This is a genomic window from Allobosea sp. GW823-FHT01F03 (assembly GCF_058798075.1).
The window spans coordinates 165,752-188,978 of the sequence record NZ_CM179505.1 but is presented as its reverse complement, the minus strand read 5'-3'; the positions used below and the strand labels follow the sequence as shown (position 1 = coordinate 188,978).

Below are 23,227 nucleotides of genomic sequence, written 5' to 3'. Positions count from 1 at the left end.
GGAGAGCGCCTGTGGCGCCCGGACAAGGTCGCGGTTTATGCGGCAGGTGCGAAGGATAGGCAAGCGCTTGTCTCGAACTCGTCGAATCTGAGCTTAGGCCGCCCCGGTGAAAAGTGCGAGTGCTGCGAGCACCAGATGCTCGTCGCCGGCCCGCCCGGCCACCCGCAGCCGCGGCAGGGCGATGCCCGCCAGCGTATCGACCAGCTCTTCGGGTTCCGGCATGCGCTGCGGCTCGGTGCCGCAGTCGACGACGAGGCGGATCACCACGGCGCCGAGATGCGGCTCGGGTGTCAGGCCGAGGCCGCGGCGCTCGACCAGTCCTTCGAGCGGTGCGACCGGCCGGGCGATCAACCGCCCGGCGCGGGCCGCGATCCCGGTGCGGTCGTCGGAGACCAGCCGCGCGAACTGCCCTTGCGCCCGCGCCAGGCCGATCAGGGCGAGCGCGAGGCTCGATTTGCCGGAGCCGGCAGGGCCGCGGATCAGTATGCCGGTCTCGCCGATCGCGACGGCGCCGGCATGCAGGGTCTCGGGACGTTTCATCTTGCTCATGCCGGTTGCGGCGCAGCCGGCAGGCGAACCACGAAGCGCGCGCCCAGCGGCTTGTCCTCGCCTTCCGACTGCTCGGACTCGTAGCGGTTCTCCGCCCGGATCGTGCCGCGATGCGCCTCGATGATCTGGCGCGAGATCGACAGGCCGAGGCCGGAATTCTGGCCGAAGCCATGTTCCGGCCGGTCGGTGTAGAAGCGTTCGAATATCCGCTCCAGCGCATGGGACGGAATGCCCGGCCCGTCATCCTCGACGGTGATCAGCACATCTGCGGCGACGCGCGAGAGCTTGATCCTCACGGGTTTGTCGGCTGGCGAGAAGGAGCGGGCGTTCTCGATCAGGTTGACGATGACCTGTCCCAGGCGGGAATCGTGGCCGAGCACGCGGAAGACGTTGCTGCCGGCCGGCGCGGCCGGCCGCTGCCCGCGTCGCTCGATCGAGAGCTCGACCTCCGGCTGGCCCTCGCGGCGGGTCTGGTTCTGCACCGAGACCACCGCCTCGAGCAATTGCGCGACGTCGAGCGGCACGGCGTCGTCGCGGGCGAGCTCGGCATCGAGCCGCGAAGCGTCGGAGATGTCCGAGATCAGCCTGTCGAGCCGCTTCACATCGTGCTGGATCACCGCCAGCAGGCGGCCGCGGGATTCGTCGCTCATCGCCAAAGGCAGCGTCTCGACGGCGCTGCGCAGCGAGGTCAGCGGATTCTTCAGCTCATGGGCGACGTCGGCGGCGAAGCTCTCGATCGCCTCGATGCGGTCGTAGAGCGCGCGCGTCATCTCGCGGAAGGAGGCGGAGAGATGGCCGATCTCGTCATGGCGGCTGGAGAAGTCCGGGACCTCTTCGCGCGACTTGACGCCGCGGCGGACGCGCTGGGCGGCGTCGGCGAGCTTGCGGATCGGCTCGGCGATGGTGCCGGCGAGCAGCACCGAAAGCACGATCATCACGCCGGCGGCGACGGTGAAGGCCTGGAAGATGGCGTAGCGCTCGGCGGTGATGACGCTGTCGATGTCCCCGCCCTGCGTCGAGAGCAGCAGGGCGCCGCGCACGGCCCGGAAGCGCTGCACCGGCACGGCGACCGAGACGATGGTCTCGCCGCGGGTGTTGACGCGCACCACGCTGGCCGGCGAGCCGGCGAGCGCGCGGGCGACTTCGGTATAGGATTTGCCGTTGGCATTGGCGAAATCGTCGTAGACGGGCAGGTCGGCGCGCCCGAGGCGGTTGCGGAACAGGTTCCAGGTCCGTTCCAGCAGCGGCGGCTCGTCGGATTCGCCGACGCGGGGCAGGTCGAGCCGCATGATGTCGCCGCGCGAGTAGAGGTTGCGCGAATCGAGCGTCAGCATCCCGTCCTTGTCGTAGATCCGGGCCCGCGTCTTGGTCGGAGTGACCAGCCGGCGCAGCAGCGGCGCGACCTTTTCCGGATTGATCGAGAAATCGAGCGGGTCCTCGGCGATCATGCCGCTTTCGCCGGCCTGCATCTGCAGGAGCTTGTCGGGGTCGATCGCGATCGTGTCGGTCTCGACCGTGGCGGAGGCGGCGATCGCGCCGGCGATGATCTCGCCCTGGGTCAGAAGGCTCTGGACCCGTGCCTCGATCAGCCCCTCTCGGAACTGGTTGAGATAGAGGAAGCCGACGAGCAGCGCCACGAGCCCGGCGAGGTTGAGGACGACGATGCGCCGGGTCAGGCTCGAGGCGGCGCGGGCCGAGACGGCACGCACCGCGCGCCGGCCGATCAGCGCCAGCCGGCGGCGCAGCGTCGAGATCCAGCCCGGAGCGGCAGGGTGGGTCCCTTCCTTTTCGATCGTCGCCATAACCGGCTCATATCCTCGCAATGCGAGCCTGTGAATCCGTTATCGGCGGCACCGATGCCGGGCTCAGCTCTCCTTGAAGCGATAGCCGACGCCGTACAGCGTCTCGATCATGTCGAACTCCGGATCGACCTGGTTGAACTTCTTGCGCAGCCGCTTGATGTGGCTGTCGATCGTGCGGTCGTCGACATAGACCTCGTCGTCATAGGCGGCATCCATCAGGGCGTTGCGGCTCTTCACCACGCCCGGGCGCTGCGCCAGCGACTGCAGGATCAGGAACTCTGTCACCGTCAGCGTTACCGCCTCGCCCTTCCAGGTGCAGGTGTGGCGCTCCGGGTCCATGCGCAGCAGGCCGCGCTCGAGCGCCTTGGCGTCCTCGGTGCGGGCCGGGGCCGCGGCGTCCTTGGCGCCGGCACGACGCAGGATCGCCTTGACGCGCTCGACCAGGAGGCGCTGCGAGAACGGCTTCCGGATGAAGTCGTCGGCGCCCATCTTCAGGCCGAAGAGCTCGTCGATCTCCTCGTCCTTCGAGGTCAGGAAGATCACCGGCAGATCGGATTTCTGGCGCAGGCGGCGCAGCAGCTCCATCCCGTCCATGCGCGGCATCTTGATGTCGAAAATGGCAAGGTCGGGCGGATTCTGCTTCAGCCCGTCCAGCGCCGAGGCGCCGTCGGTATAGGTCAGGATCCGGTAACCTTCGGCCTCGAGTGCAATGGAGACCGACGTCAGGATGTTGCGGTCGTCGTCGACCAGCGCAATGGTTGGCATAAGGCTTTCATCTCTCGACGTTGCAATCAAAGGGTCCACTCTCGCGCGAGAACGGCCAAAGCATGGCTGCAATCTAGCCATGCCGAGGCGGTTTCGCTACGTCTCACCCTGAAAAACCCTGCAGGAACGGAAAAGTGCCATGGCGATCGACCCGATCCGCCCGACCGATGCGACGGCGCGCGGCCTGGCGAAGACATTACTGCGCAGCACGCGCTCGGCCGCGCTGGCGACGCTGACGCGCGAGGGCCATCCCTTCGCCAGCCTGACCAGCCTCGCCACCGATGTCGACGGCACGCCACTGATCCTGATCTCGGCGCTCTCCGGCCATACCGGGAATCTCGAGGCCGATCCGCGCGCCTCGCTCTTGCTCGCGCCCGGCGGCAAGGGTGATCCGCTCGCCCATCCCCGCATCACCCTCCAGGTCCGGGCGCAGAAGGTCGAGCGCGACAGCGCGGAGGGCCGGCGCATCCGCCGGCGCTTCCTCGCCCGCCAGCCGAAGGCGTCGCTCTATGCCGATTTTCCGGATTTCTCCTTCTTCGCCCTCAGGCTCGGGCGCGCCAGCCTGAATGGCGGCTTCGGCAAGGCCTATGAACTGGAGGCGGCCGATCTCGTGAGCGACTGCACGCAGGCACAGGCCCTGATCGAGGCCGAGGAAGGCGCGGTCGCGCACATGAACGCCGACCATGCCGACGCGGTCAGGCTCTACGCCACCGCACTGCTCGGGGCCAAGGACGGCGCCTGGCGGATCAGCGGCCTCGACCCCGATGGCTGCGATCTCTCGCTCGGCGACAAGGTGCTGCGGCTGAATTTCGACGAGCCGGTGACCAGCCCCGATGCCCTGCGCAAGACCCTCGTCGCGCTCGCCGCCAAGGCGCGAGCCGGCAGCTGACCGCGACGATTCACCACGCCTGCTTTTTCAAACGATTTAGAAGGTGATCCGCCGGCTTGCCCCGCTCCAGGTGACTTGAGCCGGCCTCGTCATGCGCCTAAAGAGCCGTCGCAGTCATCGCCCTTCAGCGCGGGTCGCTTCATCTGACCCCGTTTCATTCGCAAGCGCCGGCGTCCAAAGCAGGCGGCTACATGGCAGGAGGAATTGCCAGTGGAGACCATCGGTCACGTCAACGCCGCCCATGGCGCGGACAAGTTCGGCCTGCAGCGGCTCAAGGCGGTCCACTGGAACCTCGAGGCGGCCCGGCTTTATGAGGAATCCCTGAAGCGCGGCGAATCGCAGATCGCCCGCGGCGGCGCGCTCTGCGCCGACACAGGCAGCCATACCGGCCGTTCGCCCAAGGACAAGTTCGTCGTCCGCGACGCGCTGACCGAGAACACCGTCTGGTGGGACAATAACGGCGCGATCTCGTCCGAGCAGTTCGATGTCCTGCTCGCCGATTTCCTGAAACATGCCGAGGGGCGCGAGCTGTTCGCGCAGGACCTCTATGGCGGCGCCGATCCGGCCCACCGGGTCAAGGCCCGCGTCTTCACCGAATTCGCCTGGCATTCGCTCTTCATCCGCAATCTCCTGATCCGCCCCGAGGCGGCCGAGATCGCCTCCTATGTGCCCGAGCTGACCATCGTCGACCTGCCGAGCTTCCGCGCCGATCCCAAGCGCCATGGCTGCCGCAGCGAGACGGTGATCGCTATCGACTTCACCCGCAAGATCGTGCTGATCGGCGGCACCGCCTATGCCGGCGAGATGAAGAAGTCGGTCTTCACCTATCTGAACTACACGCTGCCGACCAAGGGCGTGGTGCCGATGCACTGCTCGGCCAATGTCGGGCGCAATGACGATCCGGCCGTGTTCTTCGGCCTCTCCGGCACCGGCAAGACCACGCTCTCGGCCGATCCCGACCGCACCCTGATCGGTGACGACGAGCATGGCTGGTCGAAGGAGGGCATCTTCAATTTCGAGGGTGGCTGCTACGCCAAGACGATCAAGCTCTCGGCCGAGGCCGAGCCGCAGATCTATGCGGCCTCGCAGCGCTTCGGCACGGTGCTCGAGAACATCGTCATGGATCCGATCTCGCGCGAGGTCGATTTCGACGACCAGACCAAGACCGAGAACACCCGCTCGGCCTATCCGCTCGACTTCATCCCGAACGCCTCGCGCACCGGCCGCGCCGGCACGCCGAAGAACATCGTGATGCTGACGGCCGACGCCTTCGGCGTGATGCCGCCGATCGCCAAGCTGACCCCGGCCGAGGCGATGTACCACTTCCTCTCCGGCTACACCGCCAAGGTCGCCGGCACCGAGCGCGGTCTGGTCGGCGTGCAGCCGGAGTTCTCGACCTGCTTCGGCTCGCCCTTCCTGCCGCGCCACCCGTCGGAATACGCCAATCTGCTGCGCGACTTCATCGCCAAGCACCATGTCGATTGCTGGCTGGTGAACACCGGCTGGACCGGCGGCGGCTATGGCGTCGGCCGGCGCATGCCGATCCGCGTCACGCGGCGCCTGCTGACGGCGGCGCTCGACGGGTCGCTGAACCGCGCCGATTTCCGTCGGGATCCCTATTTCGGCTTCGCCGTTCCCACTTCGGTGCCCGGCGTCGAGCCGCACATCCTCTATCCCGTGAAGACTTGGCAGGATAAGGCCGCTTTCGCCGAGACCGCCAAGAACCTGATCGGCATGTTCGCCAAGAACTTCGAGAAGTTCGAAGCCCATGTCGACGACGCGGTGAAGGCGGCGGCGCCGACGAACTCGCTCGCCGCCTGAGCGTGCGTCGCGACGTCATGCTGGCGGGCGTTCCGTTCGGCCGATATCGGCAGAACGACAAGAATTCGCGCCAGATCAAGACCTTGAGCATGTTCTGATCGCAAAAGTGGCTACCACTTTTGCGGAACATGCTATGAGAGGCGGCGATGAGCCGCCTCTTTCTTTTTCTCCTGCAAGCGTTGCTGACGCTCGTTGTTCTCGGCGCCACACTGTGGGGCGCCGGGCTCCTGGTCTTTCGCGTGCCGGGGGCGATGGGCACTGCCGGTGCGGTCGCCTTCGGGCTCGCCGGCCTTGCGGGCGCGATCGGCCTGTGGACCGGTGCGCCGCGGCTGCCCTTGTCCTTCGCCGTGCTCTTCATCGGCCTGCTCGGCTGGTGGGGCAGCATGCAGCCCTCGCATCAGCGCGACTGGATTCCCGAGCTCGCCCGGCTGCCCGAGATCGCTCGCGAGGGCGACAAGCTCACCGTCAGTAATTTCCGCAATTTCCGCTGGCGTACCGAAGCCGATTACGACCAGCGCTGGGAGACGCGCAGCTACGACCTGAGCAAGGTCGAGGGCATCGATCTTTTCCTCTCCTACTGGTCGGGCGAGGCGATCGCCCATCTCTTGGTCAGCTTCAATTTCAGCGATTCCCTGCCGCTGACCTTCTCGATCGAGGTCAGGCGCGAGAAGGGCGAGGAATGGTCGTCGCTCGCCGGCTTCTTCCGGGTCTACGAGATGGCCTATGTCACCGCCGATGAGCGCGATGTCGTCGGCCTGCGCACCCATGCGCGCGGCGAGGATGTCCGGATGTTCCGTCTGCGCGCTTCGCCGGAACAGGCGCGCGAGGTGCTGCTCGCCTATGCCGCTGATGTGAACCGGCTCGCGGCCCAGCCGCGCTGGTACAACACCATCGCCACGAACTGCACCACGGTGGTCTACCGGCTCGTCGCCTCGGTCTCGCCGGGCTGGAGCTTCACGCTGCCGCTCGACCCGCGCGTCCTGCTCTCCGGCTATCTGCCGGGTTATCTCAAGGATATCGGCGCGGTCCGGCAGGATCTGCCGCTGGCGGAGTTGGTCCGGCTCGGCCGGATCAGCGAGCGGGCGAAGACGATCTCGCTCGACGACCCGGATTTCTCGCGGCTGATCCGCGAGGGCGTGCCCAAGCCTTGAGACCGGCGCTCAGCCATAGCCGTGCAGCGAGGCGCCATGGCGCTTCAGCCACGCTTCGGCCTCCTCGGTGCGTGGGCAGAGCTTGTGGGTCAGTGCCCAGAAGCGGTGCGAATGGTTCATCTCCTTGAGATGCGCGACCTCATGGGCGGCGAGATAGTCGAGCACCAAAGGCGGCGCCAGGATCAGCCGCCAGGAGAAATTGAGATGGCCCTTCGACGAGCACGAGCCCCAGCGGCTGGTGGTGTCGCGGATGGTGATCTTGCGGGCGGGGATGCCGAGCGTCGCCGTATGGACCCGCACGGCCCGCTCGAGATCGGCGAGCGCTTCGCGGCGCAGGAAGTCCTTGACCCTTCTTGCGACATGGCCGGCCTCGCCGCAGACCGTGATGATCGGCTCGCCATCGCTTGAAAGCGCGGCGCGGGTGACACCCCGCAGCTTGGTCCAGTGCACGATGCGGTGGGGCGTGCCGCGCAGCGGCACCAACGCGCCGGGCTCGAACGGCACGCCGGCCGGGCGCTTGGCCAGCCTTGCCGCGATCCAGCCGCCATGGTTCTGGGCAAAGCTGCGGCCCAGGGCGAAATCGGCGCGCTCCGGCAGGGTCAGCGTGACCTCGCCGGTCGCCTGCGAGACCCGCAGCGTCATGCGCCGCGCCGCGGCGCGTCGCTTCACGGCGACCGGGTAGACGGCGCCGGCATGCGCGACCTCGATCCGGTCCGGATCGGGCTGCCGCTTGAACAGGGAAAACCGCATCGCCGCGATTGTGCGGGATTCGCGACGGGAGAGGAAGGGGCGGGCTGACGCTGACCGAACAGCGCATCCTGGCTCGGCAAAGTACACGCTTCGCTTGTGCACGGCCCCGCGCCCTCCGCTTGCTTCTTTCGGAAGATTTGTATTCTCTTTGTTCTCATGCGGAGGCAGAGGCACGTATGGCAGGGAATCAGGCGGAGCCGGTTCGACTGGAGGAGGATTCCGAGACGGGCGATCTGTTCCTTGTCTACGGGACCGAACAGGGCCTTCGCATCGACATTCGCTATGAAGGCGAGACGCTCTGGATGACGCAGGCGCAGATCGCTCAACTGTTTGGCCGCGATATCTCGACCATCTCCCGTCACATCGCCAATGTGCACGAAGAGGGCGAACTGGACGAAGCGACTTCTTTGCAAAAAATGCAAACAAGTATGGGACGCCCGACAACCCTCTACAGCCTCGATATGGTGATCTCGGTCGGCTACCGCGTCTCCTCGGCTCAGGCGACGCTGTTCCGCCGCTGGGCGACCGGTATTCTGGTCCAGTTCGCCAGGAAGGGCTTCGTCGTCGATACCAGGCGGCTCAAGGAGCCCGGCAATGCCGGCCGTATCGCCGAATTGCGCGAGGTCATCCGGGACCTTCGCTCCGAGGAGGCGAATCTCTATCACGAGCTGCGCCGGATCTGTTCGATGTGTCAGGACTATGATGGATCGGCCGCCGCTGCGCGCGAATTCTTCCAGCGTATGCAAGCCAAGCTGGTCTATGCCGTGACCTCGCATACTCCGGCCGAAATCGTCGTCGAGCGGGCCGATTGCGAGGCTCCGGACATGGGGCTTCGGACCTGGCCAGCCGACAATATCCGCAAGCAGGATGTCACCGTCTCGAAGAACTATCTGACCGACACGGAAATCAGGGAACTGAACCGTCTGACGTCGATCCTGCTCGACATCTTCGAAGACCAGCTCGATATCGGCAGGCTGGTCCTGATGGAGGAGGCGCGCCAGCTTCTCGACCGTCAATTGCAGAATCTCGGCCGCACGGTTCTACGCGGCGGCGGCTCTGTCGGTACGGACCAAGCAAAGGCGCGGGCCGAGGCGCAATACGAGGAGTTCGATCGCCGCAGAAAGCTGGAGCGCAGGCGCGAGGCTGATGCGCATATTGCCGAACTCGCCGCCCAGGCGAAACGCCTGCCGAAGCCGCCTCGGCGTTAGCGCGACGGCCCGAAAAGTGGCTCCCGCTTTTCGGGCCGTCTGACGCTTCTACGAAAAGCTGGATCGCCAATTTGCGTCCGACTGGACGCCCGGCGATAGTCGTGCCGCCTCAGCCTGCGACCTTCAGCGCCTTGCGGGCGGTCGTAGCGCTTTCGTTGCGGCGCTCGCTGGCGGCCTTCATGTCGAGCGTCAGCATGAAGTCGGAGATCCGCGGTGCGATCTCGGAGCGGAAGCGCGAGCCGTTGAAGACGCCGTAATGGCCGACGCCCATCTGCAGATACTCGGCCCGCAGATCGTCGGGGATGTTGACGCACAGATCATGCGCCGCCTTGGTCTGGCCGACGCCGGAAATGTCGTCCTTCTCGCCCTCGACCGTCATCAGCGCGACGCGGCGCACCGCCGTCAGATCGACCGGCTTGTCGCGGTGCATCAGCTCGCCCTTCGGCAGCGCGTGCTGGACGAAGACCTTGTCGACCGTCTCGAGATAGAACTCGGCGGTCAGGTCCATCACGGCGAGATACTCGTCGTAGAAATCGCGGTGCTTCTCGGCCGAATCGCCGTCGCCGGCGACCAGGTGCTTGTACATGTCGTAATGCGCGGTCAGGTGGCGGTCGAAATTCATCGCCATGAAGCCCGAAAGCTGCAGGAAACCGGGATAGACCTCGCGGAAGGCGCCGAGATGCGGGAACGGCACCCTTGTGATGCAGTTGCGGCGGAACCAGTCGGTGCCGCGTTCCATGGCGAGATCGTTGACCGCGGTCGGCGAGCGCCTGGTGTCGATCGGCCCGCCCATCAGCGTCATCGAGCGCGGCGCGTTCGGGTCGCCCTCGGCCTCCATCCGGGCGATCGCCGCGAGCACCGGCACGGAGGGCTGGCAGACGGCCATGACATGGGTGTCGGGGCCGAGCTTCTGCAGCATGGCGATGACGTAGTCGATATAGTCGTCGAGGTCGAAGCGGCCGGCCGCCATCGGCACCAGCCGGGCGTCGACCCAGTCGGTGATGTAGACCTCGTGATCGGGCAGGAAGGCCTCGACCGTGCCGCGCAGCAGCGTGGCGTAATGGCCCGACATCGGCGCGACCATCAGCACCTTGGGCTGCGGCTTGCGGCGCTGGCCGATCTGGCGGTCGAAATAGACCAGGTTGCAGAAGGGACGCTGCCAGACGACGCGTTCCTCGACTGCGACCCTGACGCCGCCGACCGTGGTCTCGGCGAGGCCGAAGGCCGGCTTGCCGTAGCGGCGCGTCGTCCGCTCGAACAATTCGCAGGAAGCGGCGACCGAGCGCCCGAACGGGGTGTAGGTCAGCGGATTCGCCGGGTTCTTGAAGGCGAGATGCATGGCATCGGACATGGCCCGCGCCGGGCTGACCATCATATGAACCGCTTCATAGGCATGATAGGCGAACGACATGGCAGTCCTCTCGTCCCGGCAGCTTCCGTTTCGCAGTGCCGAATTCTGAATGCACTGCAACAGGGGAACGCAGCGTAGATAGAATTTGTTCTCATTCAATCGTTCAAAGGGCTAAGATTTCCTTGTGATGCCGTTTAGACACAGATTTGCACCGCCAGAAGGCCTCGCCCATTCCAGAGATTGCGCGTCCTGACCATGCCCGACATCTTCCCGGAAGCGCCGGTTCGCGCGCTTCGCCATCTGCGCCTCGACACATTGGTGCGCCTGCGCTGGCTTGCCATCGCAGGCCAGAGTCTCGCAGTGGCCGGCGTGCATTTCGGCCTCGGCTTCAGCTTGCCGTTTGGCTGGTGCTTCGTGGTGATCGCGGTATCCGCCTGGCTGAACATTGCGCTGCGCATCCGCTTCCCGCTCAGCCACCGCCTGCGCGAAGGCGCGGCGACGGCGCTGCTCGCCTTCGACATTCTGCAGCTCGCGGCGCTGCTCTATCTCACCGGCGGCCTGCAGAATCCGTTCTCGATCCTGTTCCTGGCGCCGGTGATGATCTCGGCCACGGCTCTGCCGCCACGGCATACATTGGCGCTGGGCCTGCTGGCCGCCGCTCTCGCCAGTCTCCTCACCATAGCGCATTGGCCGCTGCCCTGGTCCGGGGGCGACCGCCCGGTGCTGCCGCCCTATTATCAGGCCGGAAGCTGGATCGCCCTGCTGCTCGGCCTCGGCTTCACCGGCATTTATGCCTGGCGGGTCAGCAAGGAGGCGCATGATCTGTCGGCGGCGCTGGCGGCGACGGAACTGGTGCTGGCGCGCGAGCAGCATCTCTCGCAGCTCGATGGTCTTGCCGCCGCCGCCGCCCATGAGCTCGGCACGCCGCTGGCGACGATCACGCTGGTCGCGCGCGAACTGTCCCGGCTCGCGCCGCCCGAAGGCGAGATGGCCGATGACATCAACCTGCTGCGCGAGCAGGTCGAGCGCTGCCGCGGCATTCTCGGCAAGCTCGCCTCGCTTCAGGACGACGATGCCGGCCCGCTCGACCAGCTCTCGCTCAGCCTGCTGATCGAGGAGGCGGCGGGTCCGCAGCGCCCCTTCGGCGTGCCCTTCGAGATCACGCTGGTCGGCGACAAGCCGGAGCCGGTCTGCCGCCGCAATCCCGGCATGATCTACGGGCTCGGCAACATCGTCGACAATGCCGTCGACTTCGCCCGTTCGAAGGTGACCATAACCGCCCAGTGGACGCAGGGCGCCGTGGTCCTGACCATCGCCGATGACGGTCCGGGCTTCGCCTCCGAGGTGCTGATGCGGGCCGGCGAGCCCTATCTGTCGCGCTCGCGCGACAAGGAATCGCGTGCCGGTGGCGGCCTCGGCCTCGGCCTGTTCATCGCCAAGACGCTGCTCGAGCGCAGCGGCGCGGTGCTGGAATTCTCGAATCTACCGCTGCCGGCGACGGGCGCTTCCATCCGCATCACCTGGCTGCGCGAGGTATTCGAGCGGGATGATCGGCTGCTCGGACCTTCAAATTCCGAGCTTTCGGCCCTACATGCGACAGCATGAAGCCTTGCGGCGCCTCGCCGCGGCGGCCAATCGATGCCGGGCGGTGTCGATGTGGAACATGCGAAAGCGCGCTTCGCATCGGCGGCGTTCCGGCTTTAGAGTAGGGAGCCGGGCCAGGGCCCGGAGGAGATGAAGGCGATGGAAATGGCTCTCAACGCAGGCCAGGCCCAGGATGGCGCGGCCAGGGACATGTCCCTGCTGATCGTTGACGACGACAAGCCGTTCCTCAACCGCCTCGCCCGCGCCATGGAGGGCCGTGGCTATCTGGTTCGCCTCGCCGATTCGGTTCAGGCCGGGATTGCCGCCGTCGAGGAGGCCGCTCCGGCGTTTGCGGTGGTCGATCTGCGCCTCGGCGACGGCAACGGGCTCGACGTCATCGCCAGGCTGAAGGAGAAGCGGCCGGATGCGCGGGGCGTCGTGCTCACCGGCTACGGCAACATCGCGACTGCGGTCAGCGCGGTGAAGCTCGGCGCCTATGATTTCCTGGCCAAGCCCGCCGATGCCGACGAGATCCATTCCGCGCTCGCCGCCTCGCCGGATTCGCGCCCGGTGCCGCCGGAGAACCCGATGTCGGCCGATCGGGTGCGTTGGGAGCACATCCAGCGCGTCTACGAACTCTGCAGCCGCAATGTCTCCGAGACGGCGCGCCGTCTCGGCATGCATCGGCGCACCTTGCAGCGCATCCTCGCCAAGCGCGCCCCGCGCTGAGCCACCGCTTCAGTTGCGGCAGGGACGCTTGCCGCGCCTGAGATCGATGGCGACATCGGCGAGTTCGGCGCGCATCCCGCAATAGGTCGCCCGGCAGGAACCGCCGGGATCGCGGGTCGTCAGTCTGCCGGCCGGCGAGACGACGAGCGTGAGCCGGCACGGGCCCTTGACCCCTTCGAGTTCGAGCTGCCAGCCGGAGCCGACCGGCCGGCCGATGCCTTCGAGCCCGCAGGTATGTCCGTTCTGGCCGAGATGATCGAGGCTGATCTGGGCGCTGCCCGAGGAGGCCACATCGATCTTCAACTGCGACGAGCGGCTGGCGAAGCAATAGCGGCCAGGCCTACGCAATTGCCCCGGCCCGGCAGCGCTGTTCTCGGCGGCCGCGACGGCTCGCACGCCGCGGCACGGCGTGGCCGATAGCCGCCAACGCTCGTCCGGCGCCAGCGACGCAATGTCGGCGATCTTCCAGCTCTCGCCCGAGCGCAGGAATTCGAAGCGGAAATGATTCGGCTTGCCGAAGCTGCGGAAACGGGCCTCGACGACGGCGCGCTCGCCCTCCTGCCGGGCTTCCAGCCGCAGGCTGCGCGCGATCTCCGCCTCGTCGAAATCCTGTCCATTGATATGCAGACCGAAGTCGATGCATTCCTCGCGGTCATTGGCGTCGAACAGACGCACCAGCGCCGGCTGGAAATAGCGATTGCGCGCTCCGGGTGCGCGCAGGCGGTCGATCGAGCTGCGTGCTCCACCGCCCTCATAGATCCCGCGGACGATCTCCTCGGGCGCCTGCGCCAGGGCGCTGCCCGCGGCCGCAAGGAGGCCGAGCATGGCTACCGCGAGCCAGTTCAAGAGCTTCATCCCGACACCCCCTCAAGGCCGGTCGAGCCCAACCGCTTAGCGCAGGCGCTGCCGGGGGTCATGCACTCTAAGGCGGTAATCCGATCAGGCCCGCCGGGGCGTCAGCGCGGATCAGGATCCTCCAGCGCCGCGAGCCGCCCTGCCGCGAGCTTGGCGAAGGCGATGGTCAGCATCTTGCGCCGGGCCGGGGCGAGCGGATGGCGCGGTGCGTCGCGCAGCATCTCGCCGCCCCAGGCATCGGCGATGATCAGCCCGACATCGTCCGGAATGATTTCGTGCGGGAATTCCGGTGCGACGGCGAACAGGAAGGCGTCGCAATAGTCGCGGTAATCCGGCCATTTTCCGTCGACGCGGTAATCCTCCAGGCTCGACTTGACCTCGACGACCAGCAATTCGCCGCTCGATGACAGCGCGACGATGTCGCCGCGCCGGCCATTGGCGAAGGTCATCTCCTTGACGATGGCGTAGCCGCGCTCGCGCAGATGCCGGGCGGCGCCGCGGCAGACGGCGCGGGTGACCTCCGGCCGGCTGGGAGCCGGGTTGAGGGTGGATTCGGTCGTGCTCATGCCGGCATGTTCTGCTTTTGTGCCTGTCGGCGCAAGCTGGAATGCCGCTTTGGGACGATGCCCTCGCAACAAGCCCTTGCGGCCGGCGGAAGGCTGGCTATGGTCCGCCGGCCTTGGAAACCTTCGTCCCAGCCCTGTCGATCACGCTCGTTGCCGCAGGCCTCGCCTGGTGGTTCTGCCGGCTGCTGCGCCCGCTGATGCTGCGCTACGCCCTGGCGCGGCCGAATGCCCGCTCGAGTCATCGCGTCCCGACGCCGCAGGGCGGCGGCATCGCTGTCCTCGCCGGCGCCTTCCTGGCGCTCGGGCTGGTGCCCTTGCTGTGGCCGCTGCCGGCGGGAGCCGGTTCCGGCCTGCTCGTGGTGATCGGAGCCGCGGTCCTCGTCGCCTTCGTCGGCGCCTGGGACGATATCCGCCCGCTGCCGGCCGGCCTGCGTCTCGTCCTGCAGCTCGTCTGCGTCACGCTGGTCGTCCTCCAGGGCGCGCCGGACATCCGCCTGCTGCCGGAGGTGCTCCCGCTCTGGGCCGAGCGTGGCCTCGCCATCCTGGCCGGCGTCTGGTTCGTCAATCTCGTCAACTTCATGGACGGCATCGACTGGATCACCGTGGCCGGCATCGTGCCGCTCTGCGCCGCGCTGGTGCTGGCGAGCCTGCATGGCGGGCTCGACCCTGCTGCCGGCCTGCTCGCCGCCGCGCTGCTCGGCGGGCTCCTCGGCTTCGCCCCGTTCAACCGCCCGGTGGCGCAGATCTTCCTCGGCGATGTCGGCTCGCTGCCGCTCGGCCTGCTCACCGCCTATCTGCTCTATCGGCTCGCCGGCACCGGCGCGCTGGCGGCGGCGCTGATCCTGCCGCTCTACCATGTGATGGATTCGACCATCACCCTGTTCCGCCGCCTTGCGCGCGGCGAGAAGGTCTGGCAGGCGCATCGCAGCCACTTCTACCAGCAGGCCACCGATAACGGCTTCTCGGTCAGCGAGATCGTGGCGCAGGTGGCGCTGCTCAATCTCGCTCTCGTCGTCCTTGCCGGGTTCACCATCGCGTTCCCCGCGTTCTGGGTGCAGCTGGCCGGGCTCGCCGCCGCGCTTTGCCTCGTCGGGCTGTTGCTGCGCCGCTTCGCCCGCCGGCGCCCCGCAAGAGCGGCAAGATGAGCGGCGAGCGCGTTCTCGTCACCGGGGCGAGCGGCTTCGTCGGCCGCCATCTCCTGCGCGAGCTTTCCGCTGCGGGCTACCTGGTGCGGGCGGCGCTCCGGCGCCCGCTGCCGGAGATCGCCGGGGTCGAGCAGGTTATCGTCGGCGATCTCTCCGGCTTCGTCGACTGGAGCGCGGCACTGGCCGGTGTGCGCCATGTCGTGCATGGCGCCGGCCTCGCTCATGCCGATACCGCGCTGCCGGAGGAAGCCTATCGGCGCGTCAACACGGACGCGACCCTGGCGCTCGCCGATGCCGCGCAGGCGGCCGGTGTCGCCCGTTTCGTCTTCCTCTCCTCGATCCGGGCGCAGAGCGGCCCGGCCAATGATCTGCCCCTGAGCGAGCGCGATGCGCCGGCGCCGACCGATGCCTATGGTCGCTCCAAGCTCGCAGCCGAGCGGGGGCTGGCGGAGCGCGATCTCGCCTGGGTCGTCCTGCGGCCGGTCCTGGTCTACGGGCCGGGGGTCAAGGCCAACATGGCCGGGCTGGTCAGGCTGGCGCGGCTGCCTTTGCCGCTGCCGCTGGGCGGGCTCAAGGCGCCACGCTCGCTGCTGGCGGTCGAGAATCTCTGCGAGGCCGTGATCTTCGCGCTCGGCGAAGCCTGCCCGGCGCGCCGCAGCTTCATCGTCTCCGATCCCGGAGCGCTCGGCGTCGCCGAGATGCTCGCGGCGATGCGTGCCGGGCTCGGGCGCCGTCCGGGGCTGATCGCGGTGCCGCCGGCCCTGCTCGGGCTCGCGGCGCGCCTCATCGGGCGTCCGGGGGTCTATGAGCGGCTGGCCAACGGGCTGGTGGCGCCGCCCGATGCCCTGCTCAGCGCTGGCTGGCAGCCGCGGATTGGGAGTGAGGCTGCGCTGGCGCGGCTGGCGGCGTCGCCGGCTGGCGAAGTCTGAAGTCCGGGATCGCTTCGTCGAGCACCGCCTCGGCCCCGCGCCGGTCATGGGCGGCGACGGCCCGCTCCAGCTCCTCCAGCCAGGCGAGCATGCGCTCGCGCCCGGCGAAGATCGGCTTGGCCGCCATCACCCCGTCGAGCCCGGTCTCGGCCATCGGCTCGTCCTTGGCGAACAGGATCTCGTTCAGGCGCTCGCCCGGCCGCACGCCGGTGATCGCGATCTCGATATCGCTGCCGGGCTCGTAGCCGGCGAGGCGGATCATGCGCTCGGCGAGGTCGATGATCTTCAGCGGCTGACCCATCTTCAGCACGTAGACCGCGGCGCGGTCGCCGGCGGCGTCATGCTCGGGGGCATGCGAGGCGGCGCTCAGCACGAGGTCGCAGGCTTCGCGGATCGTCATGAAGTAGCGGATCATGTCCGGGCTGGTCACGGTGACCGGCCCGCCGCGCTCGATCTGCGCCTTGAATTTCGGCACCACCGAGCCGACCGAGCCGAGCACATTGCCGAAGCGCACGGCGACGAGGCGCATGCCGCGATTGCCGGCGGCGAATTCGGCGTCGCGGGCCTGGGCGTACATTTCGGCGAAGCGCTTGGTCGCGCCGAGCATCGAGACCGGCTCGATCGCCTTGTCGGTCGAGATCATCACGAAGATGCCGGCGCCTGCGGCGATCGCCGCTTCGGTGACGGTAACCGAGCCGAAGATGTTGGTCTTGATGCCCTCGCCCCAGTCTGCCTCGAGATAGGGCACGTGCTTGAGCGCGGCGGCATGGATGACGATGTCGGGGGCGAAGGCCTTGAACAACGGGCCGATGCGGGCCTCGTCGCGGACATCGGCGAGCGCGCCGGTGACGCGCATCGGCAGCTCCTGCGCGGCCAGCGCCTCGGTGACATGGAACAATGCCGGCTCCGAGCTCTCGACCACCAGGAGCTCGGCGGCACCGAAGGCGGCGCAGCGCAGGCAGATTTCGGAACCGATCGAGCCGCCGCCGCCGGTGACGATGACCCGCTTGCCCTTCAGAAAGCCCTCCAGGCGCGCACGATCGATCGTGACCGAGGGGCGCACCAGCAGGTCCTCGATCTCGAGCGGCGCGAGCTCGCTGCCGCGCACGCCCTCGCCGAGCGTGTCGAGCCGCGAGATCGGAATGGCGAGCTTGCGGGTCCGGGCCAGCCACTGATCGGGCTCGGCCTCGGGCAGGAGCGCGCTCGGGGCGGCGACGATGCGCCGGAAGGGCTCGCCGCGCTCGGCCGCATCGGTGGCGATCGTCTCGATCTGCGAGACCAGGCCGAGCACCGGCACGCCGCGGATCGACTGGCCGAGGTCGTCCTTACGCGGCGTCAGGATGCCGACCGGGCGCATCCTGCCCATCGTGCCGGTTTCCATGGCGCGAATCACCACCTCGACATCGGCGCTGCGGCCGAGCAGCAGCGCCGGCAACGTCGCCTCGCGGGCGGCGTGCTGCTTGGAGCGTGAGTATTTGAAGTAGCGATAGGCGAGGCGCGGACCGCCGAGCAGCGCGGCCTGGACCAGCCAGTAGAGGGCGATGGCGATCTTGCCGAAGTAGAAATAGCCGTAAAGATTGGGCGCGACGAGGACATAGTCGACGATCAGCAGAGTCAGCGCCAGGATGCTGACCGCCCGCACGATGTTGGACAGGTCCGGCAGAGAGGCGAAGCGCCATTTCGAGCGGTAGAGCTGGAAGAACCAGTAGACGACGCCGGCATAGGCCACGAAGAACGGCAGGAAGCTCGGCAGGTCGCGCATGCGCTCGTCGAACTGCGCGCCGTCGAAGCGGACCGCGAAGACGAACAGAATCGCCAATGCCGTCATCGCCAGGTCATGGACGATCACGGCGAGCTTCTTGGCGCCCGGTTTGGTGAGGTTCAGCATGCGCGGCGGGGTATCCCGCTCCCGTGAGGCCTTGTCAACGCAAGGCGGACGACCGGCACGTTTTCCGGTCGATAAGCCGGCCGTTCAGCCGCCGGCGGCGCGGTGACCGAGACCGGCAAGGACGAAGTCGATCATCTCGTCGACGCCGGGCCCGGGTAGGGCGCCGCATTGGGTGAGCAACAACGGATTGCAGAAGCGGATCATCGCGGCGCGTACGCAATAGGTGGCGGTGCGCGCATCACCGGCGGTGAACTCGCCCTTTTCCATGCCGTCGGCGACGACGCCGCGCAGGATCGCGTCATAGCGCTCGACATGGGCGCGGATGACGTCCCAGCTCTCCTCCATCGCGCAGGCGACCATTTCGTGGAGCCGCTGATTGTCGAGATAGCGGGCCGAGTTGAGCCGGCAGGTCGTCGCGAGGATCTCGCGCAGCCTCTCGGCCGCAGGTCGCTTCTCGGCCGCGATCGCCGTCACCAGCGCTTCGAGCTCGCCCATGGCGCGCTCTGCGACGGCCTCGTTGATCGCTTTCTTGGAATCGAAGAAGCGGTAGACGTTGGCGGGGCTCATCCGCAGCGACTTGGCGATGTCGGCGACGGTGGTCTTCTGGTAGCCGATCTGGCGGAAGAACCGCTCGGCGACATCGACGATGTCCTGCCTGGTGTCGCGCTCTAAACTGGTCATGCCAAGCGGCTTCCCGCTCCGGTTGCTTGCGTGTCGAAAGGACGCCATCGATCAGTATGACGTTTTTCGTCAATCGTCAACAATTTGACTTGGCTGACTTTATTCAGCCGCTCCTGACAATTTCTTGACGGAAGGTCACGAGATCAAGCCGGTGCGCGAACGCGCCAGGGCGAGCAACGCTTCGATGTCGAGATGTGCGGCGAGATGCGCCGCCAGGGCGTCGAGCGCCGCCTCGACGCCGGCTTCGTAGCCCGGCCCGGCCGCGAGGCCGCGTCCCGCGATGCCGCCGAGCCAGGCGGCGCGCAGCGGGTCCGAGGCGAGCACGCCGTGCAGATAGCTGCCGCTGACGCATCCATCCGGGCTCTGCGCGCCTTCATTCACGCCCGCGACGCGGAAGGGCGCGCGCGCCGTGTCCGGCCCGGAACTGGCGCCGAGATGGATCTCATAGGCCTGCCCGGTCGCGCCGCTGTCCGCATGCACAGCCGAAACCTCGCGCACCGTCTTGTCGGGCGTGAGCTCGGTTTCGACGTCGAGCAGGCCGAGCCCGGGCGCTTCGCCCGGCGGGCCTTCGAGGCCGAGCGGATCGCGCACCACGCGGCCGAGCATCTGGTAGCCGCCGCACAGGCCGAGCACATGCCCGCCGCGCCGGTGATGGGCGAGGATGTCGATGTCCCAGCCCTCGCTGCGCAGCCGGGCGAGGTCGCGCAGCGTCGTCTTCGACCCCGGCAGGATGACGAGGCCGGCATCGCCCGGTAGCGGCTGGCCGGGGCCGATCAGCACGAGATCGACCTCGGGCTCCTGTTTCAGCGGGTCGAGATCGTCGAAATTGGCGATGCCCGGCAGCACCGGCACGACGACCTTGAGCATCGCGCCCGGGCGGCGGGCGTCACGCTCGAGGTCGAGCCCGTCCTCGGCCGGCAGGCGCGCCGCCTGCGGGAACCAGGGCACGACGCCGAGCGAGGGCCAGCCGGTCGCAGCCTCGATCGTCGCGATGCCCGCGCGGAACAGGGCAACATCGCCACGGAAGCGGTTGATCGCGAAGGCGCGGATCATCGCCCGGTCGGCTTCGTCCAGCACCGCATGGGTGCCGACCAGGCTCGCGATCACGCCGCCGCGGTCGATGTCGCCGACCAGCACCGCAGGCACCCCGGCGGCCCGGGCGAAACCGAGATTGGCGATGTCGCGGGCACGCAGATTGGTCTCGGCCGGCGAGCCCGCGCCCTCGACGATGACGAGATCGGCGCCGTCGCAGAGTCGGCCGAAGCTCTCCAGCACCTTGGGCAGGAAGTCGCCGCGGCGCGCGAAATCGCCCGAGCTGAGCCGGCCGGTGACGCGGCCCTGCAGCACGATCTGGCTGCCGGTATTGCTCTCCGGCTTGAGCAGCACCGGGTTCATGTCGACATGGGCGGCGATGCGCGCGGCGCGCGCCTGCAGCGCCTGGGCCCGGCCGATCTCGCCCTGCGGTGTCGCCGCGGCATTGTTCGACATGTTCTGCGGCTTGAACGGGCGCACCTTCAGCCCGCGATCGGCGAAGAGCCGGCACAAGCCGGCGACCAGCAGCGACTTGCCGACATTCGAACCGGTGCCGAGCACCATCAGCGCGGGAGTGGAGCGTTTCGGGGCCATGGCGCCTGATAGGCCGCGGCCACCGGGCCGGCAAGCAGGTGGCGGGCCCCTGAAAAAGGCTCACCGACCCACGTCAGCATCCTGCGGCCTCAAAGGGGCGAAGAAACCGCAGGCCGCTGTCGTGAATCGGCTGAGCCCGAAAAGACACTGACCGCTGATGAATGTCAACATTCTTCATTTCATAGTCGTCGAAGCGATGTCTGGAGGCGTGCGAACCGCGGCGCCGCATGCTATGGCCGGCCTGCCGCTGGGAGCGGACTGAGGCGAGACGTGGTTCTGGCCGCATCGAGCTTCCATTTCTCCGATGAGAGACGGATTTCGCCGCGGGATCGCAGCGCCTGGCGCTTTCGTTCCGAGGCATCCGGCTCGCCAGCCGACTGCATGACGCCGCGATGAATCCGATCTTTTCCGCTCTCCAGACCAGCGTCTTCGAGGTGATGTCGCGGCTCGCGCGCGAGCACCGGGCCGTCAATCTCGGGCAGGGCTTTCCCGACGATCCCGGCCCGCAGGATGTCCGGCGCAAGGCGGCCGATGCGGTGATGGACGGCTGGAACCAGTATCCGCCGATGATGGGTCTGCCCGAACTGCGCCAGGCGACGGCGACGCATTTCAAGCATTGGCAGGGGCTCGATCTCGATCCCGACACCGAGGTGATGGTGACCTCGGGCGCGACCGAGGCGATCGCCGGCGCGCTGATGGCGCTGGTTTCGCCGGGCGACGAGGTCGTGCTGTTCGAGCCGATGTACGACGCCTATGTGCCGCTGGTGCGCCGTGCCGGCGGTATTCCCAAGTTCGTGACGCTGAAGCCGCCGCATTTCGGCCTCTCCGAGGAGGCGCTGGCGCAGGCCTTCTCGCCGAAGACCAGGGTCGTGCTGTTCAACAATCCGCTGAACCCGACCGCGACGATCTTCAGCGACGCCGATCTCGACCTGCTCGCCGATTTCTGCCGGCGCCATGACGCCGTCGCGATCTGCGACGAGGTCTGGGAGCATGTCGTCTTCGACGGTCACCGCCATAGGCCGCTGATGAGTCGCCCCGGCATGCGCGAGCGCACCGTCAAGATCTCCTCGGCCGGCAAGATCTTCTCGCTGACCGGCTGGAAGGTCGGCATGGTCATGGCGGCGCCGGAACTGATGCGCGTGCTCGCCAAGGCGCACCAGTACATCACCTTCACCACCCCGCCGAACCTGCAGGCCGCCGTCGCCTACGGACTCGGCAAGGAGGACGGCTATTTCGAGGGCATGCGCGCCGATTTCCAGCGCTCGCGCGACCGTTTCGCCAAGGGATTGACCGAACTCGGCTACAGCGTGCTGCCGAGCAAGGGCACCTATTTCCTCAATGTCGACATCGCCCCTCTCGGCGAGAGCGACGACGTTGCCTGGTGCCAGCGCCTCGTGATGCAGAACGGCGTCGCGGCGATCCCGGTCAGCGCCTTCTATGCGGAAGGAGCGGTGCGCAATGTCGTGCGTTTCTGCTTCGCCAAGCACGACGCCACGCTCGATTCGGCGCTGGAGCGGCTGGAAGCTGCCCGCAAGGGCTGACCGGTCAAGGCTGGCGCAGCTTGCTGACCAATGTGCCGGCGCGGATCAGTGCCGGCTCGAAGCGCTTGGCTTCGGTCGCGAGGCCGAGGCCACGCAGGGTTTCGATCGCGCCCATCAGTTCGGCGGCGGCGGTTTCGGCCATCGGGCGCTCGCCGAGTTGCTCCGCGAGCCGCAGCCGCGCATCGGCGCGGTTGCCGGCGCTCTCGGCCCAGAGCGCGGGGACGATCTCGCGGCGCCGCTCCAGCAGGGCCGCGTCGAAGGCGGCGATCGCCTCCTCCAGCACCACGGGCTCGCGGTAATAGGCGGAAAGCCCGCAAAGCGCGGCGCCGATCCGGTCCTGCACCTCGGCCCATTCGAGCGGGCGGGTGCTCTGCTGCCAGTCGTCCAGGACGCGCTTGAAGGCGTTGATCGCCGCTTCCAGCGCCGCCGCGCCGCTGGCGCGCAGGCCGAGCGCGACATAGGCCTTGCCGAGCTCGAAATTCAGCCGCGTCCACTCCGCCGGCATCGTGCCGCGGTCGAGCGCAGCCAGCGAGGCGCGCAAGGCGGCGATGCCTTCCTCGAGCATGGAGGCATCATCCTCGGCGTCGCCGAGCGAGGTCAGCGCTTCGCCGAAACGGCTCTGGATCGCGGCCCAGAGTGCGGGTGCCTGCTTCTGGGTGAGATCGTCGAGGACGGTGCGATAGATATCGATCGCCTGGCGGGTCAGCCTTCGGTCGCCCTGCAGGCGCGCCAGTCCGTTGATCGCGCGCGCCAGGCGCTGCTGCGTCGCCGCCCAGGCCACGGTCTGGTCGAAATTGTCGAGCTTGGCCAGCATCGCCCGGAAATGCGCGATCGAGGCGTTGAAGCCATCCTTGTCGCGGAAATCGGCGCCGAGCCGGGCGAGCGCGTCGCCCTGGAGCCAGGCATAGACACGGGACCGTTCCTGATCGGCGGAAGCGGCGATCAGCGCGGCCTCCGCGAAGCGTTGGGCGGCATCGTGATAGGCCTGCGCATTCAAGCGCAGCATCGCGACCGCACCGCGATCGGCCCGGCCGGAGGCGGCGGCGAGCAGCTTCTCCTTCGACATCTTGTCGAGCGCGACGGTGCCGTCGAGATTGCGCAGTTCGGCCTGGGCGAGCGCCCGGTCGGCCTCGGCGAAACGGCCTTCCGTCAGCGAGCGTGCGGCCTCGGCGCGCAGCCGGTCGAGTTCGGTGTCGGCGACGGAGGATTTCAGCAGGCGCTCGCGCAGGCTCCGGAATTCGCCGGCCTTGCGCCGCAGGTCATGCTCGATGCGGCTGAAATCCGGCTTGCCGGAGGCTTGTCCCATCGCCGCGAGCACGGCCAGTAGCAGCGCGGGGGGCACGCCCTCGCGCTGCGAGACCCGCGCCAGGATGTTGCTGATTTCCTGGTTCATGCGT

The 23,227-nt window shown here is 67.8% G+C and carries 20 protein-coding genes; 9 read left to right on the top strand and 11 right to left on the bottom strand.

All coding sequences use genetic code 11. The annotated features are described in order from the left end of the window. Positions 1-93: 93 nt before the first annotated feature. From AC3RCC_RS00895 to AC3RCC_RS00885, 3 genes are all read right to left on the bottom strand, one after another. Entirely contained in the window at positions 94-549 is a 456-nt protein-coding gene (locus AC3RCC_RS00895; protein WP_291646215.1) for an HPr kinase/phosphorylase, read from the bottom strand. After that, positions 546-2,351 (bottom strand): stimulus-sensing domain-containing protein, encoded by a 1,806-nt coding sequence (locus AC3RCC_RS00890; protein ID WP_492257310.1) that lies wholly within the window; start codon positions 2,349-2,351, stop codon positions 546-548. Before AC3RCC_RS00890 ends, AC3RCC_RS00895 begins: the two co-directional genes overlap by 4 nt. A 63-nt stretch (positions 2,352-2,414) precedes the next feature. Further along, positions 2,415-3,116 (bottom strand): response regulator transcription factor, encoded by a 702-nt coding sequence (locus AC3RCC_RS00885; protein ID WP_291646213.1) that lies wholly within the window; start codon positions 3,114-3,116, stop codon positions 2,415-2,417. Between the two features lie 139 nt (positions 3,117-3,255). On the opposite strand from AC3RCC_RS00885, the gene AC3RCC_RS00880 reads away from it, so the two are divergent. The 3 genes from AC3RCC_RS00880 to AC3RCC_RS00870 all read left to right on the top strand — a co-directional run bounded on the left by AC3RCC_RS00880 (position 3,256) and on the right by AC3RCC_RS00870 (position 6,977). Further along, positions 3,256-4,005 carry a HugZ family pyridoxamine 5'-phosphate oxidase gene (locus AC3RCC_RS00880; protein ID WP_291638494.1) on the top strand — a complete coding sequence of 250 codons (750 nt, stop codon included), beginning with the start codon at positions 3,256-3,258 and terminating at the stop codon, positions 4,003-4,005. A gap of 210 nt (positions 4,006-4,215) precedes the next feature. Further along, entirely contained in the window at positions 4,216-5,826 is a 1,611-nt protein-coding gene (locus AC3RCC_RS00875; protein WP_492257309.1) for a phosphoenolpyruvate carboxykinase, read from the top strand. Positions 5,827-5,972: 146 nt separating this feature from the next. After that, positions 5,973-6,977 carry an Lnb N-terminal periplasmic domain-containing protein gene (locus AC3RCC_RS00870; protein ID WP_291646210.1) on the top strand — a complete coding sequence of 335 codons (1,005 nt, stop codon included), beginning with the start codon at positions 5,973-5,975 and terminating at the stop codon, positions 6,975-6,977. 9 nt (positions 6,978-6,986) lie between these two features. On the opposite strand, the gene AC3RCC_RS00865 is transcribed toward AC3RCC_RS00870, so the two are convergent. After that, the gene (locus AC3RCC_RS00865; RefSeq protein ID WP_492257308.1) at positions 6,987-7,727 is read right to left on the bottom strand and encodes a M48 family metallopeptidase; all 741 of its coding nucleotides are present in this window, start codon (positions 7,725-7,727) and stop codon (positions 6,987-6,989) included. Positions 7,728-7,846: 119 nt separating this feature from the next. On the opposite strand from AC3RCC_RS00865, the gene rhuM reads away from it, so the two are divergent. Continuing rightward, a complete protein-coding gene (gene rhuM, locus AC3RCC_RS00860; RefSeq protein ID WP_492257307.1) occupies positions 7,847-8,935 on the top strand; it encodes a RhuM family protein in 1,089 nt (362 codons plus the stop codon). Positions 8,936-9,044: 109 nt separating this feature from the next. On the opposite strand, the gene AC3RCC_RS00855 is transcribed toward rhuM, so the two are convergent. Next, entirely contained in the window at positions 9,045-10,346 is a 1,302-nt protein-coding gene (locus AC3RCC_RS00855; RefSeq protein ID WP_452117534.1) for a polyhydroxyalkanoate depolymerase, read from the bottom strand. Between the two features lie 195 nt (positions 10,347-10,541). On the opposite strand from AC3RCC_RS00855, the gene AC3RCC_RS00850 reads away from it, so the two are divergent. Further along, a complete protein-coding gene (locus AC3RCC_RS00850; RefSeq protein ID WP_291638500.1) occupies positions 10,542-11,891 on the top strand; it encodes an ActS/PrrB/RegB family redox-sensitive histidine kinase in 1,350 nt (449 codons plus the stop codon). Positions 11,892-12,035: 144 nt separating this feature from the next. Beyond that, positions 12,036-12,599, top strand: coding sequence for an ActR/PrrA/RegA family redox response regulator transcription factor (locus AC3RCC_RS00845; RefSeq protein ID WP_291638501.1), 564 nt, complete (start codon positions 12,036-12,038; stop codon positions 12,597-12,599). A gap of 9 nt (positions 12,600-12,608) precedes the next feature. Here AC3RCC_RS00845 and AC3RCC_RS00840 read toward each other — a convergent pair whose 3' ends face one another. Both AC3RCC_RS00840 and mmcB read right to left on the bottom strand, forming a co-directional pair. Further along, entirely contained in the window at positions 12,609-13,454 is an 846-nt protein-coding gene (locus tag AC3RCC_RS00840) for a hypothetical protein (protein WP_492257306.1), read from the bottom strand. A 101-nt stretch (positions 13,455-13,555) separates the two neighbouring features. Next, positions 13,556-14,020, bottom strand: a complete 465-nt coding sequence (mmcB, locus tag AC3RCC_RS00835) for a DNA repair putative endonuclease MmcB (RefSeq protein WP_291638503.1) — start codon at positions 14,018-14,020, stop codon at positions 13,556-13,558. Between the two features lie 113 nt (positions 14,021-14,133). Between mmcB and AC3RCC_RS00830 the strand changes: the two genes are divergently transcribed. Together AC3RCC_RS00830 and AC3RCC_RS00825 are read left to right on the top strand one after the other, a co-directional pair. After that, positions 14,134-15,165: an MraY family glycosyltransferase gene (locus AC3RCC_RS00830; RefSeq protein WP_492257305.1), complete on the top strand. Its 1,032-nt coding sequence runs from the start codon at positions 14,134-14,136 to the stop codon at positions 15,163-15,165. Continuing rightward, entirely contained in the window at positions 15,162-16,094 is a 933-nt protein-coding gene (locus tag AC3RCC_RS00825; protein WP_291641029.1) for an NAD-dependent epimerase/dehydratase family protein, read from the top strand. Before AC3RCC_RS00830 ends, AC3RCC_RS00825 begins: the two co-directional genes overlap by 4 nt. On the opposite strand, the gene AC3RCC_RS00820 is transcribed toward AC3RCC_RS00825, so the two are convergent. From AC3RCC_RS00820 to AC3RCC_RS00810, 3 genes are all read right to left on the bottom strand, one after another. Continuing rightward, positions 16,015-17,982, bottom strand: a complete 1,968-nt coding sequence (locus AC3RCC_RS00820) for an SDR family NAD(P)-dependent oxidoreductase (RefSeq protein ID WP_492257304.1) — start codon at positions 17,980-17,982, stop codon at positions 16,015-16,017. The genes AC3RCC_RS00825 and AC3RCC_RS00820 overlap by 80 nt on opposite strands. An 84-nt stretch (positions 17,983-18,066) precedes the next feature. Beyond that, positions 18,067-18,663 carry a TetR/AcrR family transcriptional regulator gene (locus tag AC3RCC_RS00815; RefSeq protein ID WP_291641034.1) on the bottom strand — a complete coding sequence of 199 codons (597 nt, stop codon included), beginning with the start codon at positions 18,661-18,663 and terminating at the stop codon, positions 18,067-18,069. Positions 18,664-18,798: 135 nt separating this feature from the next. Next, positions 18,799-20,289 (bottom strand): cobyric acid synthase, encoded by a 1,491-nt coding sequence (locus AC3RCC_RS00810; RefSeq protein ID WP_492257303.1) that lies wholly within the window; start codon positions 20,287-20,289, stop codon positions 18,799-18,801. A gap of 392 nt (positions 20,290-20,681) precedes the next feature. Between AC3RCC_RS00810 and AC3RCC_RS00805 the strand changes: the two genes are divergently transcribed. Continuing rightward, a complete protein-coding gene (locus tag AC3RCC_RS00805; RefSeq protein WP_452117527.1) occupies positions 20,682-21,830 on the top strand; it encodes an aminotransferase in 1,149 nt (382 codons plus the stop codon). Positions 21,831-21,834: 4 nt separating this feature from the next. Here AC3RCC_RS00805 and AC3RCC_RS00800 read toward each other — a convergent pair whose 3' ends face one another. After that, positions 21,835-23,223, bottom strand: coding sequence for a hypothetical protein (locus tag AC3RCC_RS00800; RefSeq protein WP_291646199.1), 1,389 nt, complete (start codon positions 23,221-23,223; stop codon positions 21,835-21,837). Positions 23,224-23,227 lie beyond the last annotated feature (4 nt).

What these genes read in the sequence shown, in the direction of transcription:
- AC3RCC_RS00895 (WP_291646215.1), bottom strand. Translation starts at nt 549, where the DNA reads ATGAGCAAGATGAAACGTCCCGAGACCCTGCATGCCGGCGCCGTCGCG.
- AC3RCC_RS00890 (WP_492257310.1), bottom strand. Translation starts at nt 2,351, where the DNA reads ATGGCGACGATCGAAAAGGAAGGGACCCACCCTGCCGCTCCGGGCTGG.
- AC3RCC_RS00885 (WP_291646213.1), bottom strand. Translation starts at nt 3,116, where the DNA reads ATGCCAACCATTGCGCTGGTCGACGACGACCGCAACATCCTGACGTCG.
- AC3RCC_RS00880 (WP_291638494.1), top strand. Translation starts at nt 3,256, where the DNA reads ATGGCGATCGACCCGATCCGCCCGACCGATGCGACGGCGCGCGGCCTG.
- AC3RCC_RS00870 (WP_291646210.1), top strand. Translation starts at nt 5,973, where the DNA reads ATGAGCCGCCTCTTTCTTTTTCTCCTGCAAGCGTTGCTGACGCTCGTT.
- AC3RCC_RS00865 (WP_492257308.1), bottom strand. Translation starts at nt 7,727, where the DNA reads ATGCGGTTTTCCCTGTTCAAGCGGCAGCCCGATCCGGACCGGATCGAG.
- AC3RCC_RS00855 (WP_452117534.1), bottom strand. Translation starts at nt 10,346, where the DNA reads ATGTCGTTCGCCTATCATGCCTATGAAGCGGTTCATATGATGGTCAGC.
- AC3RCC_RS00850 (WP_291638500.1), top strand. Translation starts at nt 10,542, where the DNA reads ATGCCCGACATCTTCCCGGAAGCGCCGGTTCGCGCGCTTCGCCATCTG.
- AC3RCC_RS00845 (WP_291638501.1), top strand. Translation starts at nt 12,036, where the DNA reads ATGGCTCTCAACGCAGGCCAGGCCCAGGATGGCGCGGCCAGGGACATG.
- AC3RCC_RS00840 (WP_492257306.1), bottom strand. Translation starts at nt 13,454, where the DNA reads ATGAAGCTCTTGAACTGGCTCGCGGTAGCCATGCTCGGCCTCCTTGCG.
- mmcB (WP_291638503.1), bottom strand. Translation starts at nt 14,020, where the DNA reads ATGAGCACGACCGAATCCACCCTCAACCCGGCTCCCAGCCGGCCGGAG.
- AC3RCC_RS00825 (WP_291641029.1), top strand. Translation starts at nt 15,162, where the DNA reads ATGAGCGGCGAGCGCGTTCTCGTCACCGGGGCGAGCGGCTTCGTCGGC.
- AC3RCC_RS00820 (WP_492257304.1), bottom strand. Translation starts at nt 17,982, where the DNA reads ATGCTGAACCTCACCAAACCGGGCGCCAAGAAGCTCGCCGTGATCGTC.
- AC3RCC_RS00815 (WP_291641034.1), bottom strand. Translation starts at nt 18,663, where the DNA reads ATGACCAGTTTAGAGCGCGACACCAGGCAGGACATCGTCGATGTCGCC.
- AC3RCC_RS00810 (WP_492257303.1), bottom strand. Translation starts at nt 20,289, where the DNA reads ATGGCCCCGAAACGCTCCACTCCCGCGCTGATGGTGCTCGGCACCGGT.
- AC3RCC_RS00805 (WP_452117527.1), top strand. Translation starts at nt 20,682, where the DNA reads ATGAATCCGATCTTTTCCGCTCTCCAGACCAGCGTCTTCGAGGTGATG.
- AC3RCC_RS00800 (WP_291646199.1), bottom strand. Translation starts at nt 23,223, where the DNA reads ATGAACCAGGAAATCAGCAACATCCTGGCGCGGGTCTCGCAGCGCGAG.